The 24585-nt window shown below is 60.4% G+C and carries 24 protein-coding genes; 14 read left to right on the top strand and 10 right to left on the bottom strand.

Annotated features, from left to right (window positions below):
- From P0D89_RS29325 to P0D89_RS29340, 4 genes are all read left to right on the top strand, one after another.
- Positions 1–280: ATP-binding protein (locus tag P0D89_RS29325; RefSeq protein WP_408377595.1), on the top strand; the 280-nt coding region annotated here is incomplete at its 5' end.
- Positions 281–711: 431 nt separating this feature from the next.
- On the top strand, positions 712–1188 hold the full coding sequence (locus P0D89_RS29330) for a hypothetical protein (RefSeq protein WP_408361920.1): 477 nt from the start codon (positions 712–714) through the stop codon (positions 1186–1188).
- A gap of 554 nt (positions 1189–1742) precedes the next feature.
- Positions 1743–3215, top strand: a complete 1473-nt coding sequence (locus tag P0D89_RS29335) for a catalase (protein WP_408361926.1) — start codon at positions 1743–1745, stop codon at positions 3213–3215.
- 68 nt (positions 3216–3283) lie between these two features.
- On the top strand, positions 3284–3898 hold the full coding sequence (locus P0D89_RS29340; protein WP_408361919.1) for an ankyrin repeat domain-containing protein: 615 nt from the start codon (positions 3284–3286) through the stop codon (positions 3896–3898).
- Positions 3899–3961: 63 nt separating this feature from the next.
- On the opposite strand, the gene P0D89_RS29345 is transcribed toward P0D89_RS29340, so the two are convergent.
- From P0D89_RS29345 to P0D89_RS29360, 4 genes are all read right to left on the bottom strand, one after another.
- The gene (locus P0D89_RS29345; RefSeq protein WP_408361918.1) at positions 3962–6226 is read right to left on the bottom strand and encodes a xanthine dehydrogenase family protein molybdopterin-binding subunit; all 2265 of its coding nucleotides are present in this window, start codon (positions 6224–6226) and stop codon (positions 3962–3964) included.
- Positions 6223–6675, bottom strand: coding sequence for a (2Fe-2S)-binding protein (locus tag P0D89_RS29350; protein WP_408361917.1), 453 nt, complete (start codon positions 6673–6675; stop codon positions 6223–6225). The genes P0D89_RS29345 and P0D89_RS29350 overlap by 4 nt, the downstream gene beginning before the upstream one ends.
- 75 nt (positions 6676–6750) lie before the next feature.
- Positions 6751–7062, bottom strand: coding sequence for a high-potential iron-sulfur protein (locus P0D89_RS29355; RefSeq protein WP_408361916.1), 312 nt, complete (start codon positions 7060–7062; stop codon positions 6751–6753).
- A gap of 16 nt (positions 7063–7078) precedes the next feature.
- A complete protein-coding gene (locus P0D89_RS29360; protein ID WP_408361915.1) occupies positions 7079–8077 on the bottom strand; it encodes an aldo/keto reductase in 999 nt (332 codons plus the stop codon).
- A 17-nt stretch (positions 8078–8094) separates the two neighbouring features.
- Between P0D89_RS29360 and P0D89_RS29365 the strand changes: the two genes are divergently transcribed.
- Together P0D89_RS29365 and P0D89_RS29370 are read left to right on the top strand one after the other, a co-directional pair.
- A complete protein-coding gene (locus tag P0D89_RS29365; protein WP_408361914.1) occupies positions 8095–8391 on the top strand; it encodes a hypothetical protein in 297 nt (98 codons plus the stop codon).
- Positions 8388–8543: a hypothetical protein gene (locus tag P0D89_RS29370; RefSeq protein ID WP_408361913.1), complete on the top strand. Its 156-nt coding sequence runs from the start codon at positions 8388–8390 to the stop codon at positions 8541–8543. The genes P0D89_RS29365 and P0D89_RS29370 overlap by 4 nt, the downstream gene beginning before the upstream one ends.
- A 104-nt stretch (positions 8544–8647) precedes the next feature.
- On the opposite strand, the gene P0D89_RS29375 is transcribed toward P0D89_RS29370, so the two are convergent.
- Entirely contained in the window at positions 8648–9352 is a 705-nt protein-coding gene (locus P0D89_RS29375) for a TetR/AcrR family transcriptional regulator (RefSeq protein ID WP_408361912.1), read from the bottom strand.
- 231 nt (positions 9353–9583) lie between these two features.
- Between P0D89_RS29375 and P0D89_RS29380 the strand changes: the two genes are divergently transcribed.
- From P0D89_RS29380 to P0D89_RS29395, 4 genes are all read left to right on the top strand, one after another.
- The gene (locus tag P0D89_RS29380; protein ID WP_408361911.1) at positions 9584–10996 is read left to right on the top strand and encodes an MFS transporter; all 1413 of its coding nucleotides are present in this window, start codon (positions 9584–9586) and stop codon (positions 10994–10996) included.
- 129 nt (positions 10997–11125) lie between these two features.
- The gene (locus tag P0D89_RS29385; protein ID WP_408361910.1) at positions 11126–12703 is read left to right on the top strand and encodes an MFS transporter; all 1578 of its coding nucleotides are present in this window, start codon (positions 11126–11128) and stop codon (positions 12701–12703) included.
- A gap of 157 nt (positions 12704–12860) precedes the next feature.
- Positions 12861–14195 (top strand): MFS transporter, encoded by a 1335-nt coding sequence (locus P0D89_RS29390; RefSeq protein WP_408361909.1) that lies wholly within the window; start codon positions 12861–12863, stop codon positions 14193–14195.
- A gap of 80 nt (positions 14196–14275) precedes the next feature.
- Entirely contained in the window at positions 14276–15226 is a 951-nt protein-coding gene (locus P0D89_RS29395) for a LysR substrate-binding domain-containing protein (RefSeq protein ID WP_408361908.1), read from the top strand.
- A gap of 26 nt (positions 15227–15252) precedes the next feature.
- Here the strand turns inward: P0D89_RS29395 and P0D89_RS29400 are convergent, their stop codons facing one another.
- On the bottom strand, positions 15253–16056 hold the full coding sequence (locus P0D89_RS29400) for a class II aldolase/adducin family protein (protein WP_408361907.1): 804 nt from the start codon (positions 16054–16056) through the stop codon (positions 15253–15255).
- A gap of 305 nt (positions 16057–16361) precedes the next feature.
- Here P0D89_RS29400 and P0D89_RS29405 point away from each other — a divergent pair, with 305 nt between their 5' ends.
- Positions 16362–16850 carry a winged helix-turn-helix transcriptional regulator gene (locus tag P0D89_RS29405; RefSeq protein ID WP_408361906.1) on the top strand — a complete coding sequence of 163 codons (489 nt, stop codon included), beginning with the start codon at positions 16362–16364 and terminating at the stop codon, positions 16848–16850.
- Positions 16851–16933: 83 nt separating this feature from the next.
- Here the strand turns inward: P0D89_RS29405 and P0D89_RS29410 are convergent, their stop codons facing one another.
- Both P0D89_RS29410 and ltaE read right to left on the bottom strand, forming a co-directional pair.
- On the bottom strand, positions 16934–18526 hold the full coding sequence (locus tag P0D89_RS29410) for a methyl-accepting chemotaxis protein (RefSeq protein WP_408377598.1): 1593 nt from the start codon (positions 18524–18526) through the stop codon (positions 16934–16936).
- An 89-nt stretch (positions 18527–18615) separates the two neighbouring features.
- The gene (ltaE, locus tag P0D89_RS29415; protein ID WP_408361904.1) at positions 18616–19647 is read right to left on the bottom strand and encodes a low-specificity L-threonine aldolase; all 1032 of its coding nucleotides are present in this window, start codon (positions 19645–19647) and stop codon (positions 18616–18618) included.
- Positions 19648–19755: 108 nt separating this feature from the next.
- On the opposite strand from ltaE, the gene P0D89_RS29420 reads away from it, so the two are divergent.
- The 3 genes from P0D89_RS29420 to P0D89_RS29430 all read left to right on the top strand — a co-directional run bounded on the left by P0D89_RS29420 (position 19756) and on the right by P0D89_RS29430 (position 22067).
- Positions 19756–20220 (top strand): GntR family transcriptional regulator, encoded by a 465-nt coding sequence (locus P0D89_RS29420; protein ID WP_408377599.1) that lies wholly within the window; start codon positions 19756–19758, stop codon positions 20218–20220.
- A complete protein-coding gene (locus P0D89_RS29425; protein WP_408377606.1) occupies positions 20195–21205 on the top strand; it encodes an aminotransferase-like domain-containing protein in 1011 nt (336 codons plus the stop codon). Before P0D89_RS29420 ends, P0D89_RS29425 begins: the two co-directional genes overlap by 26 nt.
- 94 nt (positions 21206–21299) lie before the next feature.
- Entirely contained in the window at positions 21300–22067 is a 768-nt protein-coding gene (locus P0D89_RS29430) for an MBL fold metallo-hydrolase (RefSeq protein WP_408361903.1), read from the top strand.
- A 57-nt stretch (positions 22068–22124) separates the two neighbouring features.
- On the opposite strand, the gene P0D89_RS29435 is transcribed toward P0D89_RS29430, so the two are convergent.
- Positions 22125–22610, bottom strand: a complete 486-nt coding sequence (locus P0D89_RS29435) for a MarR family winged helix-turn-helix transcriptional regulator (protein ID WP_408361902.1) — start codon at positions 22608–22610, stop codon at positions 22125–22127.
- A gap of 314 nt (positions 22611–22924) precedes the next feature.
- Positions 22925–24211, bottom strand: a complete 1287-nt coding sequence (gene oxlT, locus P0D89_RS29440) for an oxalate/formate MFS antiporter (RefSeq protein ID WP_408361901.1) — start codon at positions 24209–24211, stop codon at positions 22925–22927.
- Positions 24212–24585 lie beyond the last annotated feature (374 nt).

Raw genomic sequence — 24585 nt, forward strand, 5'->3', positions numbered from 1 at the left:
TGACGCCGAATCGAAGATCGCGCTGCGCGCCTACCGGTCTGACGAGTACGTCGCCGTGGAAGTCACGAACACCGGCCAAACCATTCCGCCGGAGCATATCGGCAAGATCTTCGACCGCTTTTATCGAGTCAATTCCGCGCGGCAAGGGTCGGCGAAGAACATGGGATTCGGCCTCGCCATCGTGCGATCGATCATGGCGTTGCATCGTGGCCGAGTCGACGTCGTGAGCCGCGCCGGCTTGACGACCTTCACGCTTTACTTTCCTTCCGTTACCGAGTGACACCCTGAGTCGGCGTGCCGCGCAATCGCGCGGCATTCTTTTCTCGCAGCGTTCCGTTAGCTGATCCGTGCAAGATGGCGCGCCCGCGTCCGCCTTGCGTCGGCAGGCCGACGGCGCATTCTGCGCGTGCCATCCCAAGATGTCCGAAATGACATCTCCCCGCCACTTCCTAATCAGACACGCAACACGAAAATACGCTCTCCAGCACTGAGGGAAGCCGTCGCGATACCTCAGAGTTCCAAGGTTTGTTCAACCATCGAGAGCTTTCGTGAACATTCGCTTTCGCAAGCGTCTGCAGCTGTCTGTCGGGGAAGCGAGCATCCTCGTTCTTTGTGGTGCCTTGTTTTCCCGTCACTCGCGGACTCCCCCCGCGGCTATCGAGTCAGCGCTGCCAGGGGTCAGTCGATCGGGCTCCCCTGCTGCCCAATACCGTGGACCTGTCGCCCGAGGCGCTCGCGAACGTCAAATTGCAGTTCGAGAAAGCGGAGCTTCAGCCCGAAGCCGAAGCGCTTTATCTGTCAGTGCTGACCGCGGAGCAGGCCTGGCACATGGCGCGGCATTGCGTCGATACAGGCAAGGGCCGCCAAACTGGCGGGTACGGCAGCCTTCTTTCAAGCCGTGGGCGGCGGCTGGTGGAATCGGTCCGATTCACTCGTCTCGACGTTCGCGTCAGACCAACCACGATAGAACAGGTCATGAAACGACTTTGTACAGTTTTTGCCTTTGCGATCGTGCTAACCGGTTGCGCGACACAGCCGCAATTGCGCCATCCCACCCGAGACCGACAGACATCGGATGGCACGGTAGTCGACTACGATGGCGTGCCCTGCCGCAATCAGAACATGCATGTGAAATCGCCCATCTGCCTGTTTCCGACGACCCTGCTCGCGTCACACGGGCGCATATGAGATTTTGCGGTAGGACGGAACATCAGGCGATCGAGACAAAAATGATCAGGATTCCATATTCTGGCAAAGATCGGAATTGGTCTGGACGCTTCGGGACCGTTGCCAGCCGAGCCGCAGATCCGTTTTACGTAACTATGAAGCGCAATTAATTCGATATAAGCAACAATGTAAATTTCCCTCCAGAACTTTAATAAATGAATAGATTGCTCATAAATGCATGCGCGAAAGTCCTCAATCAAATTTTAGTTTGTTGATCTGCGTGAGGCGTACAGCACCTGCCCCACCTATAGCGATCACGGTATGCACATGGCAGCATTGCTCAATCTCTCTGCAGAGCAATGCACCTTCATTGTTCTTTCGCCTCCTCTAATGCTTTTCATTTCCAAAGTAATTCGGCGGCTATTGAAATGATAGGAAGAAGAGATTGGATAAAAGAACGGCTAAGTAATACGATTCCTCCGCCCCCTTTGAACCAGGAATACAAAGTGAAAGTACCGAAGACACAGATTGCCGCAAGCATTTTCTCGATCGTCTCAGCAATTGCGCTCGCTCCAATGGCGCATGCGGCGGGTATGACTCAGGATAGCGGGTCGCCGGTCGGCGACAACCAGAACTCCCAGACCGCGGGTCCCGAAGGTCCGGTCCTTTTGCAGGACTCTCATCTCATCGAGAAACTGCAGCGCTTCGACCGGGAGCGCATACCCGAGCGCGTCGTGCATGCGCGTGGCACAGGTCTCTTTGGCGAGTTCGTGCCGTCTGCAGACATCAGTTCCCTGACCTCTGCCCAGGTGTTCACGCCTGGATCGAAGACCCCGGTCTTCGTTCGATTCTCGACGGTGATGGGCTATCGCGGCTCGCCCGAGCAGGCACGAGATCCGCGCGGTTTCGCCATCAAGTTCTACACGCAGCAAGGGAACTGGGACATGGTCGGCATCAACTGGCCGCTCTTCTTCATTCGGGACGCCATCAAGTTTCCTGACTTCGTACACGCGAACAAACCCTCGGCAGTGACCGGTGTGCAGGATCCGAATCTGGCGTTCGACTTTTTCGCCCATTCGCCCGAAGCAACCAACATGCTCACGCACCTTTACACGGACGAGGGCATGCCGGATTCGTATCGCCACATGGACGGTTTCGGTGTGCACGCCTTCAAGTTCGTCAATGCGAAAGGCGAAGTTCACTACGTGAAGTTTCACTGGAAGAGCCGTCAGGGTATCCAGGGCATTCGCCCCCAGGATATCCCGCACTCGATCGGCGCCGACTGGAATCTGATGACCGATGACCTGTACAACTCGGTCAAGGCGCATTCGTATCCGCAGTGGGACCTTTACATCCAGGTACTCTCGCCAAAGGATCTGGACAAGTTCGATTTCGATCCGCTGGATGACACGAAGGTATGGCCGTCGTCCATCCCCGAGCAGAAGGTGGGCACGATGACGCTCAACCGCATTCCGGATAACTATTTCGAGTCCACGGAAGAATCGGCATTCGCACCGTCGCGCCTCGTGCCGGGGATTGAACCTTCAGAGGACCGGATGTTGCAGGGGCGCCTGTTCGCCTATGCCGACACACAGATGTATCGCCTTGGCCCGAACTACAACCAGTTGCCGATCAACCGTCCGCTGTTCTCGGTTTCCAACAACAACCAGGACGGCCTGATGAATGGGGGAGATCGTAAGGGCGAAGTGAACTACGAGCCATCCGGAATCGCCGAAATCGCACAACAGGACAAGTACAAGTCAGTGCAGACGCCGCTGCAGGGGACGACCCAGCAAAGAGCGATTCACAAAACACTCGACTTCCGTCAGGCCGGCGAGTACTACCGGACGCTGTCCGATACCGACAAGACAGACCTGATCACGGCACTGTCGGGCGACCTTGGCCGCGTGACCAACGACGCGAACAAGTACGCGATGCTCTCGTACTTCTATAAGGCTGATGCCGACTATGGCACCCGCCTCGCACGTGCGACCCATGCGGATGTCACGCGCGTGAAGGATGCGGCGGCACACCTGAGCGACAACTAAGCGAAATGGGGGAGCCTGCGCAAGCAGGTTTCCCCACTGAATAGGTATGCTTTCTCATGGAGGACGCGATGCGATGTTCTTTTGCTGCCCGGCGCCTTGTTCGGACCGTGGCGGCCATCACCCTAACCGCACTGTTGACAGCGAGTTGCGCGCAGCATGTGTATCAGGCGGGAACGTATTCGGCCGTGACGGACACACCGCGTTACACTGAAGACTGGTTTGCCGCAGCGCGTGAGGGACGCACGGATATTGTTCAGGCCTTGATCGCTGCCCATTTCCCGCTCGAGACAACGACGCCCGAAGGCTATACCGCGCTGATCCTTAGCGCGTACGACAATCACCCGGAAACCTTGACGGCCCTCCTTGCTGCAGGCGCCAACGCTTGCGCGGCCGACCGGCATGGCAATACGGCTCTGATGGGGGCGCTCTTCAAAGGCGAGACGAATATTGCCACGATGTTGCTGGACACGCATTGCGACATCGATCAAACCAACAACGCGGGGGAAACGGCATTGTCGTTTGCCGCGCTATTCGGCCGACTCGATATGATTCCGGTGCTCGTCGCACACGGCGCCAACGCGAATCATGTCGATGCGCGCGGCGGAACCGCATTGCAAATGGCGATCGCACAACACAATCCGGCTGCAGAGGGCGCTCTACGCCAAGTCGGCGCGACACAATGAGACGTGGCCGATGAGCCACATTTCACACCGCGTCGACCATCGGCAGATCAGTGACTGTGCTGGTCACGCCCGCTTCAACAGCGCGCTATCCACCGGTAACGCCCGAATCCGCGTGCCTGTCGCATTGAAGATTGCGTTGCAGATCGCCGCCGTTGTCGGCGGCACGCCCGGTTCGCCAACGCCGCCAGGCGGCGCAGCACTCGGCAAGATATAGACATGAGTTTCCGGCACGGAGTCGATGCGGGCGACCCGGTAGTCGGTGAAGTTCGACTGCTCGGCCGCCCCGTGACTAAACGTCAGTTCGCTGTATAGCGTATTACCGAGAGCCATGACCACCGCGCCTTCGAACTGCGCAATCACGCGGTCGGGATTGACGATACGTCCGCAGTCGATCGCCAGATCGACACGCGTCACCCGTACCGAGCCATCCTCGGCTACCTGCACCTGCGCGACCGCGGCAACGTAGGTCAGAAAGCTGCGATGGACAGCGATCCCGCGCCCGTGGCGAGCGGGCAACGCCGCAGCCCAGTTCGAACGCACCGCCGCCGCGCGGACCACAGCTGCATAGCGCGCGGTATCGATTGGATACTCGTCGATCGACGCGCCGTAGTTCGGATAATCGACCCCCAGCGCATGCAGATCGACATGGCGAGGACTGCCCAGCAGCGCGAGCAGATGCTGCACCGGATCCTGCCGCGCTGCAGCGGCGAGTTCGTCGACGAACGAGCCCAGCGCGAATCCGTGCGGAATGTTATACACCGACCGATACCAGCCGATACGTGTATGCGCCGGCGCCGCTCCGTTCTCGCACTGCACATTGGCGACTTGATATGGCATGTCAGTCACACCCTGACCGAGTTCGCCCGCCGAACCATAAATCACGTTCGGCGTGAACGTCGAACCGATGGACGGAAACACGCTCCGGTGCAACCACGCGATCGTCTTGCCGTGCCCATCGAGGCCGCCTTCCATGTGCTGCGCGCACACGGCATGGAAGTAGTCGTTACGTATGTCGTCCTCACGTGTCCACGTCAGCTTGACGGGTGCGCCGACCTCGCGCGCCAGGTACGCGGCTTCGGCCACGTAATCCGGCTTCGACTTGCGGCCGAAGCCGCCGCCGAGCAACGTGACATTGATTGTCACGGCCTGCTCCTGCACGCCGAGTACTTGCGCGACAGTCGTGCGTGCTTGCTGCGGATTTTGCGTGGCGGTCCAGACTTCGACTGCGCCGTTCGCAAACGATGCAGTCGCAGCCAGCGGCTCCATCGCCGCGTGCGCCAGATGCGGCACGTAATAGTCCGCCGACACGTGTTGTGCGGCGTTCTTCAACGCTCCCGCGGTATCGCCGTTGTTGCGCACGACCTTCCCGGGCTGCCGCGCAGTGTTTTCAAGCGCCTTGCGATACGCGTCGCTATCGTACGCGCCGTTCGGCCCGAGGTCCCATTCGAGCTTGAGTTTCCGGCGCCCTTGCAGCGCGGCCCAGGTGTTGGTCGCGATCACGGCGACGCCGCCCAGTGGCCGGAAGCCGGCGGGAAGCGGCGCTGAAGAAATGCGCACGACGTGCAGCACGCCGGGCACCTTCATCGCTTCAGTCGAGTCGACGCTTTTGAGCGTTGCGCCGTACACGGGCGAACGTTCGACCGACGCATACGTCATCCCGGGCAACACGACATCGATGCCGTACGTCGCGCGGCCATGAACGATGTCGTCGAGATCGACGATTGGCAGGGACTTGCCGATATAGCGCCACGTGTCCTCGTTTTTCAGCTGCAACGTGTCGCGGCCGGGCACCGGCTGACGCGCCGCAGCCTCCGCCACCGCGCCGTATGAAACGCGCCGCCCGCTCGCCGCATGCACCACGTGGCCGGGTTCGGTCCGGCAGCTCGTCGGGCTCACGCGCCACTGCGCAGCGGCCGCCGCGATCAGCATCTGCCGCGCGGAGCCGCCAGCCTCGCGCAATGGCTGGAAGAACTGGCGGATGCTACGCGAGCCATCGGTATTCTGGTCGCCGTACTTCGCATCGCCTTGCGCCTGCACAACCTTGACTGTGTTCCAGTCGGCATCGAGTTCGTCCGCGAGGATCATCGCGAGGCTGGTACGGATGCCGGTGCCCATCTCGGAGCGATGCACGACCAGCACGATCTCGCCAGACGGCGCGACCGACACATAGACGTTCGGCGCAAACACTGCTTTGACACCGGTTGCCGAGGCGAGCGGGGCCGCCGCAAACGCCAGGCGCGCGCCGCCGACATGCAGACCCAGCACCACGCCGCCCGTCAATGTGCCCTTCAGTACCCGGCGTCGGCTCAAATTGACGATCTCGCTCATGACGCCTGCTCCGCCGCAGCCTTGATGGCAACCTTGATGCGTTGATAGGTGCCGCAGCGGCAGACATTGCCGGACATCGCTTCGACGATCTGCTCGTCGCTTGGCTTCGGCGTCTGTTTGAGCAGCGACGCAGCCTGCATCATCTGGCCAGGCTGACAGTAGCCGCACTGCGGCACATTCGCGGCTTTCCACGCTCGCTGCACGGGATGTTCGCCGCCTTTGCCCAGGCCTTCGATCGTCGTCACGGACTTTCCTTGCACATCCGCAAGCGACGTGACGCACGAACGCACTGCCACGCCATCCAGATGGACGGTGCACGCGCCGCACGCGCCCACGCCGCAACCGAACTTGGTGCCATGCAGTCCCAGCAGATCCCGCACCGCCCACAGCAGCGGCATGTTCGCGTCGGCGTCGACCTTGTGATGCACGCCATTCACAATCAGTTCCATCCGTTGACTCCTTGTTGTCGACGCACGCCACACCTGCCGGCGCTGCCTGATAATCGCCTTACCTGCGCATGCCGTTCATGCTCTTGCCTGATAGGCGTTGCACCATCCGGCGCCGCTCACCTGCTTTGCGCCGAACAACGCACAGAGCGCATTGGCGTCGGCCGGCTTACCCTGGTAGAACTGGCAGTTCGCGCAGCGCTGGTTGTTGCTGAAACGGGGATATTTCGCGTGGTCGACCCGGGTTGCATCGGCCTTGTAGCCGAGCGCCTGCGCAGCGGGATCGCTCTCCTGAAGCTGCGGGGGTGCCGCCCAGACGGAGCGTCCGGTGATCGCAAGCGCAGCGGCGCCGATCGAATGGATCATGAAGGTGCGTCGAAGGGTTCTCATGTTCAATGCTCCCCTCTCACGCTACGAGCAAGCGTTGCGGCGGCGCCATGAACTCCGGCCCCACAGGATCCTTGACGAAGCTCGCGACAATCGCGTCGATCTGCGCGAACGCCTTCTCGTCGAGGCGCCAGCCGAACACCTTTTCGATCCCGTCCAGTTGCGCCGGACGACGTGCGCCCCATAGCGCGATCGTCGGGCCGCGATCGAGCACCCAGCGCACCGCCAGCGCGAGCACCGACTTGTCGAAGTTATCGCGCGCGAACACGTTCAGCGCTTTCACGGCCGCGACATATTGCTCGCGACGCGGCGCGCAAAACTTCGGATCGCGCTGGCGCAGATCGTCGCCCTCAAAGCGCGTCTCGACGCCGATGCGCCCCGCCAGCAGTCCGCGGCACAGCGCTCCATAGGCAAGCGCGACGAGCCCATGCTGTTTTGCGTACGGCAGCACGTCACGATCGATATCTCGCTCGAACAGGTTATACGGCGGCTGAGTGGCAGACAGCGGCGCCACGCGCCGGAATGCATCCATTTGCGCAGGCGAGAAGTTGCTGACGCCCAGCGCCCGCACCTTGCCTTCTTTGCGCAGATCGTCGAGCACCGCGGCGGTCTCTTCGACCGGCACGAGCGGGTCGGGCCAGTGGACCTGATACAGATCGATGTAATCTGTCCGCAAGCGCCTCAGGCTGTCCTCTACTTCCTGACGAATGCGCTCCGGCGACGAATTGCGAAATACCGTGCCGTCGTGCCATTCCAGCGCGACCTTGGTTGCGATGACCGCCTTGTGCCGATACCCGTCGGCCAGCGCCTTGCCAACGATTTCCTCCGAAGCGCCGAAACCGTACACCGGCGCTGTATCGATCAGATTGACACCGCTGTCGAGCGCCCGGCGGATCACCGCGATCGAGTCTTTCTCGTCGGTGCCACCCCACATCCATCCGCCAATGGCCCAGGTGCCAAGGCCGACGCGTGAGACGGGGGTCGTTAAACCTTCAATTGCGATTGTTTCAATAGTCATGTGAAGCTCTCAAATCAATGCACTACATCGAGCAGCGCGTCCGGGTCGAATGCGATCTGACAAATGGCGACGTGCCCATCGGACAGGCAGGCGAGCCGATTATTTCAGCGGCATCCGCCGATCACAAGAAGGCACCTGACGGTTTCATACTTTCCCCATGGAAACTAATTGCTACGACGGTGCTTACGCGCACGACAACGCACGACAATCCGCAAAGGAAAACCGACGATCTGGCGCGGGTCCCGCGCACCGGCGAGCGGAAGTCACGTCGAGCTTTTTCGTCGTGCCTTATGTGGCGAAGTCACTACCTGTGATTGGTCTGGGCATCGCCGTGCAGCTCGCCGGCATTCAACGCGCGACGCTGCTGTTTGTCGGCCTGACGATAGTCATTGTGCTTATCGCGCTGCTCCTGCTGATGCGCGGGCAAGCGAACCGGGAGCCAGACGTCCATGCGATCGGTGACTGACTTCGGTCAATTACACCGTGCGGCGAAGCGGTCCGCGATGCGCGCGTCCGCGCGTCGCTTGATGGCTGTTTTCCGCGCTGGGCGAGGCCGCTAGCGCGTCACGCTCAGGAACCTTCCAGCGCCGGAAGCAGCGCTGGCGCGCTCGTGAGAAAGGCGCGCACGTGCATCGCAATCACCGCGTCGCTGGGCGTGGTGTTGTCGTTGGAATAAATACGGCGGCGAATCGCAAGGTGGGATACCGCCCCATGCAGCAGCCAGCCCACCTCGATCAGATGCGCCGGATCGGCCGGTACGCCGCATCCCAATTCGTGCGCCGTCTCAGTGACAATGATCTCAAGCGCATGCGTCACGACGGCGTTCGTGTACGTCGGTGCCATTTGCAAATCTTCAAGCGAAGAGTAGAGAAACAGGCGAAGCCACTGCCGCGTCAGCAGGGTATCGTAGTAGTCGCGATAAAAAGTATTGAGTCTGCTTTCAATCGGCACACTGCGGTCTTTCAGTTGAACAAACCACATCGCCTTGAAGGTTCCGACGATTTCGCGCTTATAAACTTCGTCGATCAACGCGGCCTTGCTAGGAAACAGGCTATACAGCAAACGTTGCGACACGCCACAAGCCTCGGCAATCGCGCGAGTCTGCGCGGTCAAACCGTGCTCGGCGAAATATTCGGCGGCCTTCTCCAGCACACGCGCCTGACGCTCCGCGCGTGGCAAACGCTGCGGTGCCTTTTTCATCGCCCGCCTGATCGGCGCGCGACCGGCTGCCGTCTTGCTGCCCGGCTCTGCAACATCCCTGGGTTTGGCCTTCATGACGCTCCTGTGTCCAGCACTTTTGAAAATAAGTCTTCACGTGACGACTTATGATTTGGTAGAGTATATCGTCCGGGTACGAGGAAGAGTCTCGCCAGGCACCCGGGCGCTGCCATGCATTATCTCAGGCTACCTCGAAGCGAGTCCCATCTTTGACGGCCATCAAATGCAAACGCTCCAATCTGAAGCGTTTGAGGCGCTGCCGCACAACCCGAATTCCGTTCTCCGTCCATGTCTTTGTCAAGCCGCCAGTCAGTCATCATCGCGCTGATCGTCGCCAGTGCCTATTTCATGGAGAATCTGGATGCGACGGTAATCGCGACCGCCCTGCCCCACATGGCCGCCACGTTCGGCGTCACGTCCGTGAGCCTGAGTATCGGCATGACCGCCTATCTGCTGGCGCTCGCGGTCTTCATTCCAATCAGCGGATGGGTGGCCGACCGCTTTGGGCAACGTTCGGTGTTCGGTGGCGCGATCATCGTGTTCACCGGCGCCTCCATACTGTGCGGGCTGAGTAACGGCCTCGTCGAATTCACCGTGTCGCGGATCCTGCAGGGAATCGGCGGCGCGATGATGGTGCCGGTGGGCCGCCTCGCCGTGCTGCGCAGCACCGAGAAGCGTCACCTGATGCGCTCGATAGCCTATATCACCTGGCCTGGCCTCGCCGCTCCGGTGTTGGGTCCAGCGCTGGGAGGATTTATCTCGACCTATTTCAACTGGCGGTGGATCTTTCTACTAAACATACCGATCGGTTTGCTGGGTCTGGCGCTAACCGCCCTATTCATTCCGAACTACCGCGAACCCACCCGCCGTCCCTTCGATGTGCCGGGGTTCGTACTGAGCGGTATCGCGCTGACGTGCCTGATGTACGGCATGGTCCTGATCGGGCAACTGCATAGCGACTGGCGCATCACGACCGCCGCGCTGATCTGCGGTTTTGTCGCTGCGGTCCTGGCCATCCGACATTTCGGCCGCGCCGAGCATCCGCTGATCGATCTTTCGCCCTGGCGAATTCCGACGTTCCGCGTGACCCTCGACGGCGGTTCGCTATACGTCGTCTCGGTTAGCGTCTCACCCTTCCTGTTACCGCTGCTGTTCCAACTGGGCTTCGGGTTGAATGCATTCGCTGCGGGTTTGCTGGTGCTCGCATACGCGGCCGGCAATCTGGGCATGAAGACCGTCACCACGCCGATCCTTAAACGCTTCGGCTTTCGCAGGGTAATGATCGTCAACGGGGTGCTTACCGCGGCCACAATCGCGTTGTGCAGCCTGCTCTCGCCGGACACGCCGCGCGCGCTGATCATGCTGGTGCTGCTGGTCGGCGGCCTGTGCCGATCGATGCAATTCACAAGCATCAACACGCTCGCGTTTGCGGACGTCCCAGCGGCGCGAATGAGTTCAGCGAGCACATTCTTCAGTATGGTCCAGCAGATGACCATCGGTCTGGGCATCGCATTTGGTGCGATCGCGCTGCACGTTGCGGTCCTGATTCATGGAAATCACGCTCAGCTCTCATTGGCCGATTTCCGGGTCGCCTTCCAGCTAGTGGCTGTGCTGGTGCTGTTCTCGGTTCTTTACTTTCTCGGCATACAAGCGGATGCAGGCCGGGAGGTGAGTGGCCATAGACAGACCGCATCGCGTTAGCGCGGAATTGAATCGAGCGAATTCGCGTGTCCAGATGAGCTTAATGGTAGAAGTTGAAGAGAGAGATAGCCAGTGCAGGAAAAGAGCGGTACCCCGTCCGCAGTACGACCGGCCGCCCCGGCCAGTGTCATGCCAACAGTAGACGCAGCAGCCCCACGTAGCGCCTCGCAACAGATGCTGATCCTCGTGGGCATTTGCATCGCAGTGCTCGTGCTGCCGCTGAATTTCGGCGGTGCGGCCGTGTCCGCGCCGGCCATCGGCACCGCGTTGGGAGGCAGCCCAGTGGCGGTCAACTGGATTCTCAACGCCTTTATGCTGAGCTTCGGCAGCAGTCTGATGGCCTCGGGAGCGCTCGCCGATCTGTTCGGGCGAAAGCGTGTATTCGCCATAGGCGTGGTCCTCTTCGCGTTGACATCACTTGGGATCGCCGCGTCGCCGACTCTGTTGTGGGTCGATGTTCAGCGCGCGCTACAGGGGATTGCCGCTGCATTGGTCCTGGCCGGCGCGTCGGCAGCGCTCGCACAGGAGTTCGACGGACCTGGGCGCGCCCGCGCGTTCAGCATGCTCGGCACCACCTTCGGCGTGGGCTTGGCGCTTGGCCCATTACTCGCCGGGTTTCTCACGGAGACGTTCGGTTGGCGTTCGTTCTTCCTGGCGGATGCCGCAATCGGCTTGACCGGATTTGCGCTCGGCGTTCCGAAGCTAAGAGAATCGTACGATCCCAATGCGATGGGTCTCGATTGGCCGGGCGCCGCCAGCTTTACCGCCGCGCTGACACTCTTCACATTCGGGCTGTTGCAAGGGCCGGAAAGCGGCTGGAGCAGCCCTCTGATCATTGGACTGTTCTCGGGTGCCGTGGCGGTGTTCATCGCGTTCGTCTGGATCGAAAAACGTGCTTCCCGGCCAATGCTCGACCTGTCGCTGTTTCGCTATCCGCGCTTCGTGGGCGTGCAGGTGCTCCCTCTCGCGACGGCATTTTGTTACGTCACCCTGCTGCTCGTCTTGCCGACGCGATTCATCGGAATTGAAGGACATTCTGCGATTGACGCCGGTTTGATGATGGTCTCGCTATCGGCGCCGATGCTCTTTGTGCCCATCACGGCTGCATTTCTCACGCGATGGATGTCGGCCGGTGTCATTTCAGCGGTCGGCCTCGTCATAGCGGCGGTCGGTATGCTTTGGTTCAGCGGCATCGCGCCTGACGCGCCAGCCGATGCCCTGACGCTTCCGCTGTTCATCATCGGAGTCGGAGCCGGCCTGCCGTGGGGCCTGATGGATGGCTTGTCGGTCAGCGTCGTTCCAAAGGAACGTGCGGGCATGGCAACCGGCATTTTCAGCACGACACGTGTAGCGGGAGAGGGCATGACGCTCGCAATCGCCGGCGCGATATTGGCGGTCCTCACGCATCTAAGGCTATCCGATGCACTTGCAGCGTTGCCGCCCGTTTCGCGCGATGCCGCCGCGGAAGCCGCCCAACGCGTGGCAACCGGCGATCTGCCCCATGCCGCCGCGCTTCTACCCGCGCTGGGGCAGCCTATTCTCGCGCAGGCGTACGACGGCGCGTTCCGCATCCTGCTCCATATTCTCGTGGCAATCACACTGGCCTCCGCGCTCGTCGTGCTGGGATTTCTCGGTCGCACACCATCCGCTGCTAAACCTAAGGATACCGGCTCTACACTTTTGGATAGCGAAGGAGTGGCCGACTGAGAACGCATCCGGGGCGAATTGGTGATCGCCGGGGCGCCCGCCCCGATCTGTGACGTTTGCTCACAAAGTCAATATTTTTCGTGCATTGTCGTACCCTCGGTCAGCGCGCTTAATCATCCTCGAGAGCATTCCGCAACGCGTAAATCTGGAGGAAGCCATGGATTTCGGGCCGCGCAAACCTGCGATTTCTGATCGGTTGATGAAACGGATCGCCTGGCGGCTCGCGCCGCTGATGATTGTGATGTACATCGCGAACCAGCTTGACCGCGCGAACATCGGCTATGCGGCCCTGACCATGAACGCCGAGCTCCACATGTCAACGGCGCAATACGGCCTCGCCGCAAGCCTGTTTTTTCTCGGCTATATTCTGTTCGAAGTGCCGAGCAACCTGTGCATGCATCGCTTTGGCGCGCGGCTGTGGATGACGCGCATTCTTCTGAGTTGGGGTCTGCTCTCCTCGCTGACGAGCTTCGTCCCCAACGCCAACTGGCTCTTTATCGCCCGCTTCTTCCTTGGCGCGTTCGAAGCCGGCCTGTTTCCGGGCATGGTGTATTACCTCACGCTATGGATGCCGGCGCGCAATCGCGTATGGATGATGTCTCTGTTCGTGACAGCAATCCCGCTGACCGGTGTACTCGGGGCACCGGTGTCCACCTGGCTGATGGCACATGCGAACGTGTTCGGTATCACCGGCTGGCGCGCGATGCTTCTGCTGGAGGGGATCCCCGCAATCATGCTGGCCGGGATTGCCTACTTCTGGCTGACGGACGACCCATCGCGCTCCCGCTGGCTTTCCGCTGCGGAAAAGAGTGAAATCGCCGCGGCGCTGGCTGCCGAACGGGCCGAGGCAGCGGCCGCCACCTCACCGTCCAGCGCATCGCGGGCGCTCGCCAATCCGAAAGTCTGGGCGCTCGGTCTGGTCTACTTCGGCACCAACGCCGGCATCATCGGCTTGCTCTACTTCCTTCCGCAAGTCATCAAAACGTTTGAAAGCACTTTTGGGGTGAAGTACAGCCTGATGGATATCGGGCTGATCACGGCGATTCCATTCGGCGTTGCCGTTGTCGCGACGCTGATCTGGGGCCGTGTGGTTAGCCGTCACCAGGTCGGCGCCCGACATGTGGCAGGCCCCCTGCTGGTGTGCGCGGCCGCGCTCTCGGTGGCCCTACTGCTGAAATCTCCCTACCAGTCGATCATCGCCCTCTCGATCGGCTCCGCGGCCTGCTTCTGCAGCATCACGACCTTCTGGCAGCTGCCTAGCCGCATCCTCACCGATCGCGCCGCAGCGGCCGGCATCGCGCTGATTACGAGCATAGGGGTATCGTCAGGATTTTTACTGCCGTATTTTATCGGTTGGGTAAAGGACACAACCGGCACGTTTGTCCTCGCATTTGTCGGCATTGCCGCGACGATGGTGGTCGCCTCGATCACGGTCGCGCTGCTCGAGACCCGCTGGCGCAACGTTGGCCAGCCGCAGCTTGCCAGCGATTAAGCGTGGCGAGCGCCTCGCCGTCCTTAGGACTATCATCGAACGATCCATTGCCCATTTCTTTTCGCCAGCAAGGATTCTCGATGCGCCGCGGTGTCCCTAGTCTCAGTGCGCTACAGGCTTTTGAAGCCGCGGCGCGACATGAAAGTTTTTCGAAAGCCGCAGTCGAACTGTCGCAAACGCATGGTGCCGTCTGCAAAAAGGTCAACGAGCTCGAGGCTCATCTGGGCATGCCGCTGTTCGAGCGGGTGCGTCAGCGTCTAGTACTGTCCAAGGCGGGCGCAGAGTACGCGCGGCGAATTCGCGTCCATCTGGACCAGATTCGCCGCGATACGCTCGAGCTGATGCGCAAGCAAGGTGAAGTGAAGATCCAGTTGGCGGTCGGCGTCACGTTCGCATCGCAATGGCTGATTCCGCGTCTGCGTGACTTCTACGAGCTCAACCCGGACCTGCAACTTCACATCATGGGGCGTGACCAGCCGACATTCTTCGACAATTCAAGCTTCGATGCCGCGATCTATTTCGGACAGAGCCTGTGGCCCGCTATGCCAGGACAACCACTCGTGAGCGACGATAAGATTCTGGCTGTCTGTGCGCCCGGGTTGATCGGCAGGCGCGATAGCTTGAGCAGCGAAACGATCAGCGCGCTACCCTGGATTCACACCCGCGATCTTCCGCGCGCGTGGCTTGCATGGTCCGAAAGCGCGTCCACACAGATCACCGAACATAGCGCGGCGAACCAGCATTACGACATGTTCATCATGGCAATCAACGCCGCGATTTCCGGACTAGGCGTGGCACTGCTTCCGCACATCCTGATTGAACGGGAGCTGCGCAGCGGTGCACTCGTCCAGGTGCATCCTCATTCGATCCCGAATCCGGAGACGGTTTACTACTCGTTTCCCGAGCAGAAGCGTGACTGGGAGCCGCTTAAACGCTTCGATCAATGGCTAGGCGCGGCCGTGCGCGACTATCGCGAAGGCTGCCATCGCGACCGCACGGCAACCTTCGAAACGACGCTTGCGGCAAACTGAGGACGTCCGTATGAGGACGTCCGCGTTCACGCGAGTTCGCGCAGATCAGGGCTGTCGCGCAGGAGTTGCTGGTAGAGCCCCTGGAAGTTGAGCCATGCGACATAGTCGGACCCCAGTTGCGCACGCGTTGCCCGCGCGTCCTCGTCCGATAGCGGCTCAATTGGACCTGCCGCCTCCGCCAGCAACTGCACCTGGCAGCAACGCTCCATTGCAATGAAGCGGTACGCCGCGGCGTCGACCGATGAACCAACGGTCAGCAAGCCATGATTGAGCAGAACGGCGGCGCGCTTTGTACCCATCGTTTCCGCGATTCGGCGACCCTCTTCGGTGGCGAGCACGACTACGTCGCCGCGAAATAGCACGTGATCGTCGTAGAAGAGACAGGCTTCCTGATTGAGCGGAGCAAGGAGCCGGGCGCGCGCTGAAAACGCGCGGCCGGAAGGCGTATGTGTATGGGCCGCTGCAACGACATCGGGATTCGCGCCATGGATGCCGCAGTGAATCGCCGCCGCAGCGGCGTTGACGGGGCCGGTCCCATGATAAACGTTGGCCTCCTCGTCAATGCAAACGAGGTCGTCGGGATGGATCGACGAAAAATGCTGCGCATACGGATTGACCCAAAAACGGTCATGAAACTCCGGATCGCGGACCGTGATATGTCCGGCTATGCCTTCGGCCAGTCCGAACCGCGCAAAGATGCGAAATGCCGCAGCGAGTTTGAGCTTGCGATGTTGCCGTTCATCGTCGAGGCTGGCGAATACCGGCGGCTCCGGCAAGCGTCCGCCAATTGGTTTTGGAATCTGCAACTCGCGGACTTCCGCGTGGCCCATGACATACTCCTTCGTGCTGGTCGGAGTCTTGATTTTGGTCTGCACAGAGGACACAGTCCATCGACGATTTGTCACAAGATCGCTTCTTGCGCTCACAAGGCGTGGCAGACGTTTCGACCCACTTCACTTCGTAGATAGCACGCGTTCGAGGCCAAGGGATGAAACAGACATACATAAAAATTCAATCACAAGTGTCCCGGTAGTCATGCGATACTCGTCGTTTGACAAACCGCACTCGTGCCGGATGCTGTCCGAGGAACTGAGGCATGCTGAGGCATGCTGACTAAGCGAACACGCTTACGATCATGTCAGCCACATCAGGCGACCACCAAACACCTCGCGGCCCCATACTTTTCCCCATGGCAACAAATTGCGACGATGCGCTTTGCGCCGACGACAATGCGCAAAAGAAAACCGACGACCTTGCGCGCGACATCATTGAGCAGATCGCCGACAAGTGGAGCATTCTGGTGATCGATGCACTTGGGACTCGTGGCGAGATGCGTTTTTCACGCCTACGCGAGCACATCGGCGGCGTCAGTCAGAAGATGCTCACGAAGACGTTGCGCCAACTTGAGCGCGACGGCCTGGTTTCGCGCCACGTGCATCCAGTGATACCGCCGCGCGTCGATTATCGGCTGACACCGCTCGGAAAGAGCCTTCTGGACAAAATCTGCGGAATTTGGGATTGGGCCGAACGTCACATGACCGAAATGGAAGCGGCGCGAGTGCAGTTCGATCGTCGAGAAAAACGGGCCGACACCTCACGGTCACCCGACGGTGCAACCCTTTAGACGGCGCGGTTGAAGCTAGTGAGTTGCAAATGCATGCAGCAGTTCGCTGCCCACAACGGTGACCGAGGCCTTATACGAGCGGGTCAATGACGCTCCGTTGACAACGAACCGCGTATCCGGAAAGCGCCGACTGCGCTGCGCAACGCGAGCGCCTGCTGTTCCAGTGATCGCGTAGCCGCCGACGCCTGCTCCACCAGTGCGGCATTTTGTTGCGTCGCTTCGTCCATTTGCACGATTGTCTGCCCGACCTGTTCGATGCCGACGCTCTGCTCTTCCGACGCCGCGGCGATCTCGGCCATGATCTCGTTGACCTGGCGTACCGATTGCAAAATCTCGGCCATCGTCGCCCCGGCGTCGCGCACCCTGAGCGAGCCCGCCTGGACACGCTGGACCGATTCATCGATAAGCGCCTTGATTTCCTTGGCAGCGGTCGCCGCGCGCTGCGCGAGCGAGCGCACCTCGCTCGCGACAACCGCGAAGCCACGCCCCTCCTCGCCCGCGCGAGCAGCTTCCACTGCCGCATTGAGCGCGAGAATGTTAGTCTGGAACGCAATGGCCTCGATGACCGAAATGATCTCCGCCATCCGCTCCGACGATGCCGAAATTCCGTCCATCGTTTCAACAACGCTTTGCACAGTCTGACTGCCGCGCGTAGCTATCTGCTCCGCCGCCGTAGCGACTGCACTGGCTTGCCTGGCGCTGTCCGAGTTCTGTTTGACGGTGCCAGTGAGTTGATCCATCGACGCTGAAGTCTGCTGCAGTGACACAGCTTGCGATTCGGTGCGCCTCGACAAATCTGCATTGCCCTGGGTGATCTGAATACTTGTCGTCGAGACTCCGTCGGCATGCTGCCGCACACTTTCGACAACCTCATGCAGTGCGTTGCGCATCCGCTCCATGGTCGCAAGTATGCTGTCGCTATCACCAGGCCGCACCCGCACCGCCTGCAACAGGTCGCCGCTGCGGATCGCGTCAGCGAGATGCTTGACCTGACCCGGTTCGCCGCCAAGCGCCCGCGTGATGTCATGCGTGATCCAATAGGCAATCACACCGCCTATCGAGATTGCCACCGCGGTCAGCACGAGCATCAGCACCTGGAATGTGCGCCCAACTTCCCGCGCCGCGTTTCCCTGTACGCCGTTCAATTGCTCTTCGAGATCAATGAAGTAATCGATGTCGTTCAGCCAGTCGACGAATGCCGGTCGGGCCTGTCCAAGCAGCACGCGCTGCGCACCGGCTGTGTCCCCCGCCTGCTGCCTTGCAATCACGTCGGCCATCAAGGGCAGCGTGCGAGCCTCGTCGGCCTTGATGGCTGTCAGCGCGGGCTGCTCGTCGTTATACGCCGCGCTGCGCACAGCGACCATTTTGTCGAGTGGACCGGCTGCTTCCTGGTACGCTTCGTTTAATTCCTTGATACGCGAGAGCACCGAAGAAAGTTCTCCCGGCGGCACGAGCACCACGTCGCGCAGCGCTATTGCGCGGTTGTGGACACTTCCACGAAATGCAATCGCATAGGTTTCCTTGACACTGTTGATGTCGTTGATTGTCGTGAGGCTCGCATTGATCTTGTTGACTCGCGTGATCCCTACAATCGTCAGCGCGATGAGCGCAAACAGAATCAGCCCAAAACCCACGGCAACCCGCGTGCCGGTGCGAACATTCTGAAGTTTCAACATCGTCCCCTGTGCGATCATTCTCACTAACCTGTGTACCTGCTTGCTATCGTCCAACGTGCCCGAGCCTGGCGAACAGCCGACTCACGGCCTTATCGCCCGACAAAGAAGTCCCGCACGACGGTGAGCGCAGCATTGACGGCGGCCGCGGGGACGTCGAGGTGCGTAACCCAGCGCTGCTGCGTCGTGCCATACACAGACGTGACGCCAATGCCGTGTGCAGCCAGGTGACCGGAAAACACCTCTGCTATCTCTTCGGCGACATCGACGAAAACGATATTCGTGTCGGGTGCTGACACGGTCAAGCCAGGGAACGTCGACAAACCCTGCGCGAGGATCCTGGCATTGGTGTGATCAACGTCTAACCGATCGACGTTGTGCTCAAGCGCAAACAGTCCGGCTGCCGCCATGATGCCCGCCTGCCGCATGCCTCCGCCGAGCATCTTGCGCAGCCGCCGCGCCCGCGCGATAAAAGGGGACGAGCCGACGAGCACGGACCCGATGGGCGCACCCAATCCCTTTGAAAGACACACGGATGCGGAGTCGAATGGTGCGACCAGCGTCGCCACCGGAACGCGCAGTACGGCGGCCGCATTGAACACACGCGCGCCGTCGAGGTGGCATGAAAGGCCATGCCGGCGTGCCAGTGAAGTGGCGGCGTCGACGTAGGCCAAAGACAGGGCCTTCCCGCCGATTGTGTTCTCCAGCGCGAGCAGACGCGTGCGGGCGAAGTGTGGATCGTCAGGCTTAACGGCCAGTTCGATATCCGCGAGCGACAGCGTCCCATCGGGCTGATTGGTCAACGGCTGTGGCTGAATACTCCCGAGCGCTGCGGCTCCACCGGCTTCCCAGCGATAGCAATGGGCTTTCTGGCCGACGATATACTCGTCGCCGCGCTCGCAATGCGACATGAGTGCGATAAGATTGGCCTGCGTGCCGGACGGCACAAAGAGCGCAGATTCCTTGCCGAGCATGTCGCAGACTGTTGCTTCCAGCCGATTTACGGTCGGATCGTCTCCGAAGACGTCGTCGCCCACTTCGGCGGCTGCCATTGCGGCACGCATTGGAGGGCCCGGTCGGGTAACGGTATCGCTGCGGAAGTCGTATCGGATTGCAGCGCTCATCGCATTTCCTTCAAAAAGCGGCGATGTTGGCATTCCGATCGTGTCAAGCCAATACACAGCAAAGGCGAATCTGTTAGATAACAGATTCGCAGCGTTGAATCGAACACCATGCAGGCAGCTGAATCCGTTTTGCCACGATATAAACGACTTGCTCAGCAATTGTGGGAGGGAATCGTCCATGCGGGACTGTGCGAAGGCAGTCGCATACCGTCCGTGCGTGCGCTGGCAGTCCAACATGACGTGAGCCTCACTACCGCAATGCAGGCCCTGCGCTGGCTGGAAACGCAAGGGCATATCGAGGCTCGCCCCCGATCCGGTTATTTTGTCGCCAGGCGACCGGAGCACTCCAGCCACGCGCGAGCAACAGGGTGGCCCAATCCGCCTCCAGAACTCGATGCCCAGGCCCGTGATCACCTTGCGATGGTAGGTGCGCCGTGTGCGGTTCGTTTGGACCTCGCTGTGGGGGAGCCATCGCTTTACCCGGTCGACAGGCTGAGCGTCCTGCTACGCCGCCACGCGTATCAGCAGCCGGACCTCGTCGGTGCCCATGCGCGGGGGGGCGGGACACCCTGACCTGCTGCGAGAGATCGCTCGTCAGGCGATGCAGTATCGTTGCGAACTCGCCCCGGACGAACTGGTTGTGACCAACGGCTGCATCGAAGCGCTGAATCTTGCGCTCAGGGCCGTGACGCGCCCTGGCGATGTCGTGGCAGTCGAGTCGCCGACTTATTTCGTGTTGCTGCAAATGTTGGGCGCCCTCGCACTTCGGGTCCTGCCGATTCCTTGCCGAACCGGCACCGGGATGGATCTCGACGCGCTAAAGAGTGCGCTCAATGAAACGCGCATCAATGCAGTCGTCACGATTGCAAACGCCAACAATCCGGTTGGCAGCATCGCGTCAGACGCGGACAAGGCGGCACTCGTGAGGCTGCTACAAGCGCGCGACATCCCTTTGATCGAGGACGACATTTTTGGAGACGTCTGCTACGACGAGCCGCGGCCGCGTCCGGCACGGGCTTTCGATACGTCCGGCAATGTACTTCTGTGCGGCGGCTTCTCGAAGAGTCTGTGTCCCGGCTTGCGCCTTGGCTGGATTGCCGCGGGAAAATTTAGCGAGAAAGTTCGGGCACTGAAGTACACCACCAGCATGGCCACGGCCGAATTGCAGCAAACCGCCGTCGCCGGGATGCTCTCCAGCGGTGGTTTCGCGTTGCACCTGAGACGGCTCAAGGGTGCGCTGCAGGATCAGCAGAGTGCACTACGCGATGCTGTCCTCCGTCACTTTCCCGAAGGCACAGAATTGAGCCATCCACGCGGCGGCTTCGTTCTCTGGCTAAAGTTACCCGCCACCGGCCACCTTCGCGTCAGCACGCGCCCGATGTTCGAGCAGGCACGCGCCGAGGGTATCGGCTTTGCCCCAGGACATCTGTTCGGCCAGGGCGGCGCCTACGACGATTGCCTGCGATTGAACGCCGGTTATCGGTGGACGAGCAACCTGGAAAAAGCGGTCGAGCGTCTCGGAGCGCTAGCACGAAATGCCGTCGCCGCGCCAGAATAGCGGCGTGCAGCAGAGAGCACTGGCAGCCGGCGCTGGATCGGCGCAGCAGACTGTGTCAGAGTAGCGTTTTGAATACTACCGACGCCGGATAACCATGCTGCCGATTGCCGAACGATGGTTCGAGTTAAAACGTATCAGCGACGATATCACCCTGCTGTGGGAGCCTCATGTCGTGCCACTGATGCGCTGCAATATCTGGCACGTGCGCGGCCGCGACCGCGACCTGATGATAGATACCGGCATGGGCATCGCCAGTTTGCGGGAGGCGGCCCAGCATCTTTTGCAAAACAACGTGACAGCCGTTGCGACGCATACGCACTCGGATCATATTGGCGGACATCATGAGTTTGCGCATACGCTGGTCCACGAGTTGGAGGCCGACAACCTGCGTTCGCCGCGCGAGCGCGGCACGCTGCTGGCATCGGTATTGGGCGAGAACGCAATACGCCGGTACCGTGAAGCGGGCTATCCGTTCGACGGCGATTTGATCACGGCCCTTCCCAGCGCGGAGTATGTGATGTCCGACTACGAGATACGTGCGGCAACAGTCACGGAAATCGTCAAGGAAGGGAATATCGTCGACCTCGGCAACCGGCATTTCGAGGTACTGCATCTGCCTGGCCACTCACCGGGCAGCATCGGCCTATGGGAAGCGGCATCCGGCACCCTGTTCTCCGGCGATGCGATCTACGATGGCCCGCTTCTGGATGAAATCGGTGGCGCCGATATCCCAACCTATGTGCGCACGATGAAGCGCTTGCGCGAATTGCCCGTGCAGGTCGTGCATGCGGGACACGACGTTAGCTTTGGGCGAGAACGGCTCGTTGCGTTGGCCGATGCCTATTTGGCCAAACGCGCATGAGCCTCGTTTGGCGAGTCTAACGACTGTAGCGTCGTGCGCAATAAATGAAAAAATGATTCAGGCTGTGCGCTTGCGTCGTGTCGGCGGGAGCGTCCAGTCACCGCCCTCCTCAACGTGTTCCGTCAGCTTGTCCACGCAGTGAAAAAGCACTCTCTTTTCCTCTGCTGACAGAACCGACATGAGTTGCTCGTCGAAGATCTTGCCGATTCGATCGCACTTCCGGACAATTGACTTGCCCTTTTTGGTCAAGTGCAGGTTGATGACACGTGCGTCCGTCGTGCCGGTAGAGCGCGTCAGCAAGCCGCGATTAGCTAGCGCGGTGACCAGCTTTGAGACCAGTGTCTTTTCAAGGTATGTCAGCTCAATCAGCGGACCGAGGGAGATACCCGGCTGCATATCGACGAAACGCAGCACGCGCAGGTCGCGCAGAGTGACATCGCATTCGGCTTCGTAGAGACCAGACGCCACGCCCTTGGCCAGCTCGCTTAGTACGTCGAGGCGGAAATTCAAATGCTCCAGTCTTGGATATGGCGCCTTCACCATGGCTGTTCTCCCATTCAGCTACTCTGATTCAGTTGCACACTACAATATTTGAATTTTACGCGATTCGTGCACGAAACATACCATCGTATGGTAACTCCCCATACGTACGGACAAGTCGGACGCTTGCCGCGCGACACCGGGCATGCCGCAACGCGCACGAATGGGGCACGCGTGCGCGATGACCGTGCGGCAAGCGGATCAATGCTGATTAGCCGTCACCCCGTCAACCGCCTCGCGCACCAAACCGAAAATTCGTCAGAATGCGCTGGGTTGAGCAAGCGAGTTGCCCAGCAAGCTGGCCGTAGCCGATTGCATTACGAGCGCCCGGATGCGCGGGCAAACCACGCTCGGCGCATCGGCCTGAGTGCGGCGATCGCGAGCACAGCTGTACAACTATCCAATGCGATAGCCGTGCCGAACACCGCGTCCCAACCGCCCGTATGCTCATGGAGTAGTGCGGCCACCGGTCCGCCGAGGATCGAACCGACGCCTTGTGCATAGGAAAGGCATGCGTAGTTGACGATCGCATGCTTGCTGCCAAAGGTGTCCGTGAGCGTCGAAGGGAAAAGCGAAAAAATCTCGCCCCAGCCGAGAAAGACGACGCCAGACAGCAGCACGAACAACAACGGGTCGTGCCGCAACGTGAGCCACAAGGTCATCGCTACCGCTTCCATCCCGAATGCGATCAGCATCGTGTATTCGCGTCCGATCAGATCGGAGACCCATCCGAACATAGGCCGCGTCACGCCGTTCGCCACACGATCAATCGTCAACGCAAGCGGCAGAGCTGCGAGGCCGAACACGGTGACCCCCGCCATGCCGAAATCTCGCGTGAAGACTGCCATTTGCGAAGTCACCATCAGGCCGGAGGTCGCCATCATCGACATCATCACGAACATCAGCCAGAACAACGGCGTGCGCAGCATATTGCCAGGCCGCGTGTCGGGTACGGCTGTGGCGCCTCTCTGTGGCCGCCAGTCCGCCATGTAGCCGGGCGGCGGCAGCCTCATGCCGAGCGCGGCAAGTATGCCGATCACGCCGAGGATCACGCCATAGACGAGCAGCGTATTCTGATAGCCGTACCTCGCGATGCTATTGGTGATCGGAAACGTCGTGAGCATTGCGCCCATACCAAAGCCCGCCATCACTACGCCTATCGCAAAGCCCCGACGGTCTGGGAACCAGCGTGCCATCAGCCCGATCGTGCCGACCACGACAATACCTACGCCGATTCCCCCGAGAACGCCATAGCAGAGATAAACGGACAGCAGAGACTCCGCGCGGCTCGTCAGTACCCAGCTAAGCCCCGTGATCGCGCCACCGGCGGCCAGCAGCCAGCGCGGCCCAAAGCGCTCGATCAAGTAACCCTCGAGCGGCGACAGAAAAGTCTGGCAGACAATGAGGATGGAGAAGGTGACCTGCAGACTCGGCAGCGACACGCCGAGCTTCGCTGTCAGCGGGTGCGTCAGCAAAGTCCAGATATATTGGGGATTGGACGCAACCATCGCGCATACGAGGCCGCACAACAATTGCCACCAGCGGCTCCGTAGTGAAAGTGCAAACGGCGCGCTGATGCCGGCGTCGAAATTCTGGGTGCTCATACTTCAACTCCGTACAGATAAGTGACACGAAACGACTCAGGCAGCGCGCTTGCCTGGAGGCCCGACGCCACACTCCTAGACAGCCTGCTCAGTACACCGAAGCGTAAGTTCAGGTGAACCAGCATTGAAAACGACAGCCTCGACAATCTGCTAGTGCGCTTGCATCGTGTCGATATAGCTGCATTTTCCAATAATTGTCATTTACATGTTGTCTCTACGCGCACGAAGTGTGCCACGATGCGGCAAACCCTGTTTTCATGGATAAAACAGGCGTTTTTATACCGCGACGCACACATGGCCATGCGCAAAATCCATGCGCGGCGCGCGCGAGAAAGGTGCACTGCGCAACTCAATATCGCCCTTGCACCGATTCC

It is taken from the genome of Paraburkholderia sp. RL18-085-BIA-A (genome assembly GCF_046027075.1).
Lineage (GTDB): Bacteria > Pseudomonadota > Gammaproteobacteria > Burkholderiales > Burkholderiaceae > Paraburkholderia.

Coding starts and splice junctions, on each gene's coding strand:
- P0D89_RS29335 (WP_408361926.1), top strand. CDS start 1,743: ATGGCGCATGCGGCGGGTATGACTCAGGATAGCGGGTCGCCGGTCGGC.
- P0D89_RS29340 (WP_408361919.1), top strand. CDS start 3,284: ATGCGATGTTCTTTTGCTGCCCGGCGCCTTGTTCGGACCGTGGCGGCC.
- P0D89_RS29345 (WP_408361918.1), bottom strand. CDS start 6,226: ATGAGCGAGATCGTCAATTTGAGCCGACGCCGGGTACTGAAGGGCACA.
- P0D89_RS29350 (WP_408361917.1), bottom strand. CDS start 6,675: ATGGAACTGATTGTGAATGGCGTGCATCACAAGGTCGACGCCGACGCG.
- P0D89_RS29355 (WP_408361916.1), bottom strand. CDS start 7,062: ATGAGAACCCTTCGACGCACCTTCATGATCCATTCGATCGGCGCCGCT.
- P0D89_RS29360 (WP_408361915.1), bottom strand. CDS start 8,077: ATGACTATTGAAACAATCGCAATTGAAGGTTTAACGACCCCCGTCTCA.
- P0D89_RS29365 (WP_408361914.1), top strand. CDS start 8,095: ATGCACTACATCGAGCAGCGCGTCCGGGTCGAATGCGATCTGACAAAT.
- P0D89_RS29375 (WP_408361912.1), bottom strand. CDS start 9,352: ATGAAGGCCAAACCCAGGGATGTTGCAGAGCCGGGCAGCAAGACGGCA.
- P0D89_RS29380 (WP_408361911.1), top strand. CDS start 9,584: ATGTCTTTGTCAAGCCGCCAGTCAGTCATCATCGCGCTGATCGTCGCC.
- P0D89_RS29385 (WP_408361910.1), top strand. CDS start 11,126: ATGCCAACAGTAGACGCAGCAGCCCCACGTAGCGCCTCGCAACAGATG.
- P0D89_RS29390 (WP_408361909.1), top strand. CDS start 12,861: ATGGATTTCGGGCCGCGCAAACCTGCGATTTCTGATCGGTTGATGAAA.
- P0D89_RS29395 (WP_408361908.1), top strand. CDS start 14,276: ATGCGCCGCGGTGTCCCTAGTCTCAGTGCGCTACAGGCTTTTGAAGCC.
- P0D89_RS29400 (WP_408361907.1), bottom strand. CDS start 16,056: ATGGGCCACGCGGAAGTCCGCGAGTTGCAGATTCCAAAACCAATTGGC.
- P0D89_RS29405 (WP_408361906.1), top strand. CDS start 16,362: ATGTCAGCCACATCAGGCGACCACCAAACACCTCGCGGCCCCATACTT.
- P0D89_RS29410 (WP_408377598.1), bottom strand. CDS start 18,526: ATGTTGAAACTTCAGAATGTTCGCACCGGCACGCGGGTTGCCGTGGGT.
- ltaE (WP_408361904.1), bottom strand. CDS start 19,647: ATGAGCGCTGCAATCCGATACGACTTCCGCAGCGATACCGTTACCCGA.
- P0D89_RS29420 (WP_408377599.1), top strand. CDS start 19,756: ATGCAGGCAGCTGAATCCGTTTTGCCACGATATAAACGACTTGCTCAG.
- P0D89_RS29425 (WP_408377606.1), top strand. CDS start 20,195: ATGCGCGGGGGGGCGGGACACCCTGACCTGCTGCGAGAGATCGCTCGT.
- P0D89_RS29430 (WP_408361903.1), top strand. CDS start 21,300: ATGCTGCCGATTGCCGAACGATGGTTCGAGTTAAAACGTATCAGCGAC.
- P0D89_RS29435 (WP_408361902.1), bottom strand. CDS start 22,610: ATGGTGAAGGCGCCATATCCAAGACTGGAGCATTTGAATTTCCGCCTC.
- oxlT (WP_408361901.1), bottom strand. CDS start 24,211: ATGAGCACCCAGAATTTCGACGCCGGCATCAGCGCGCCGTTTGCACTT.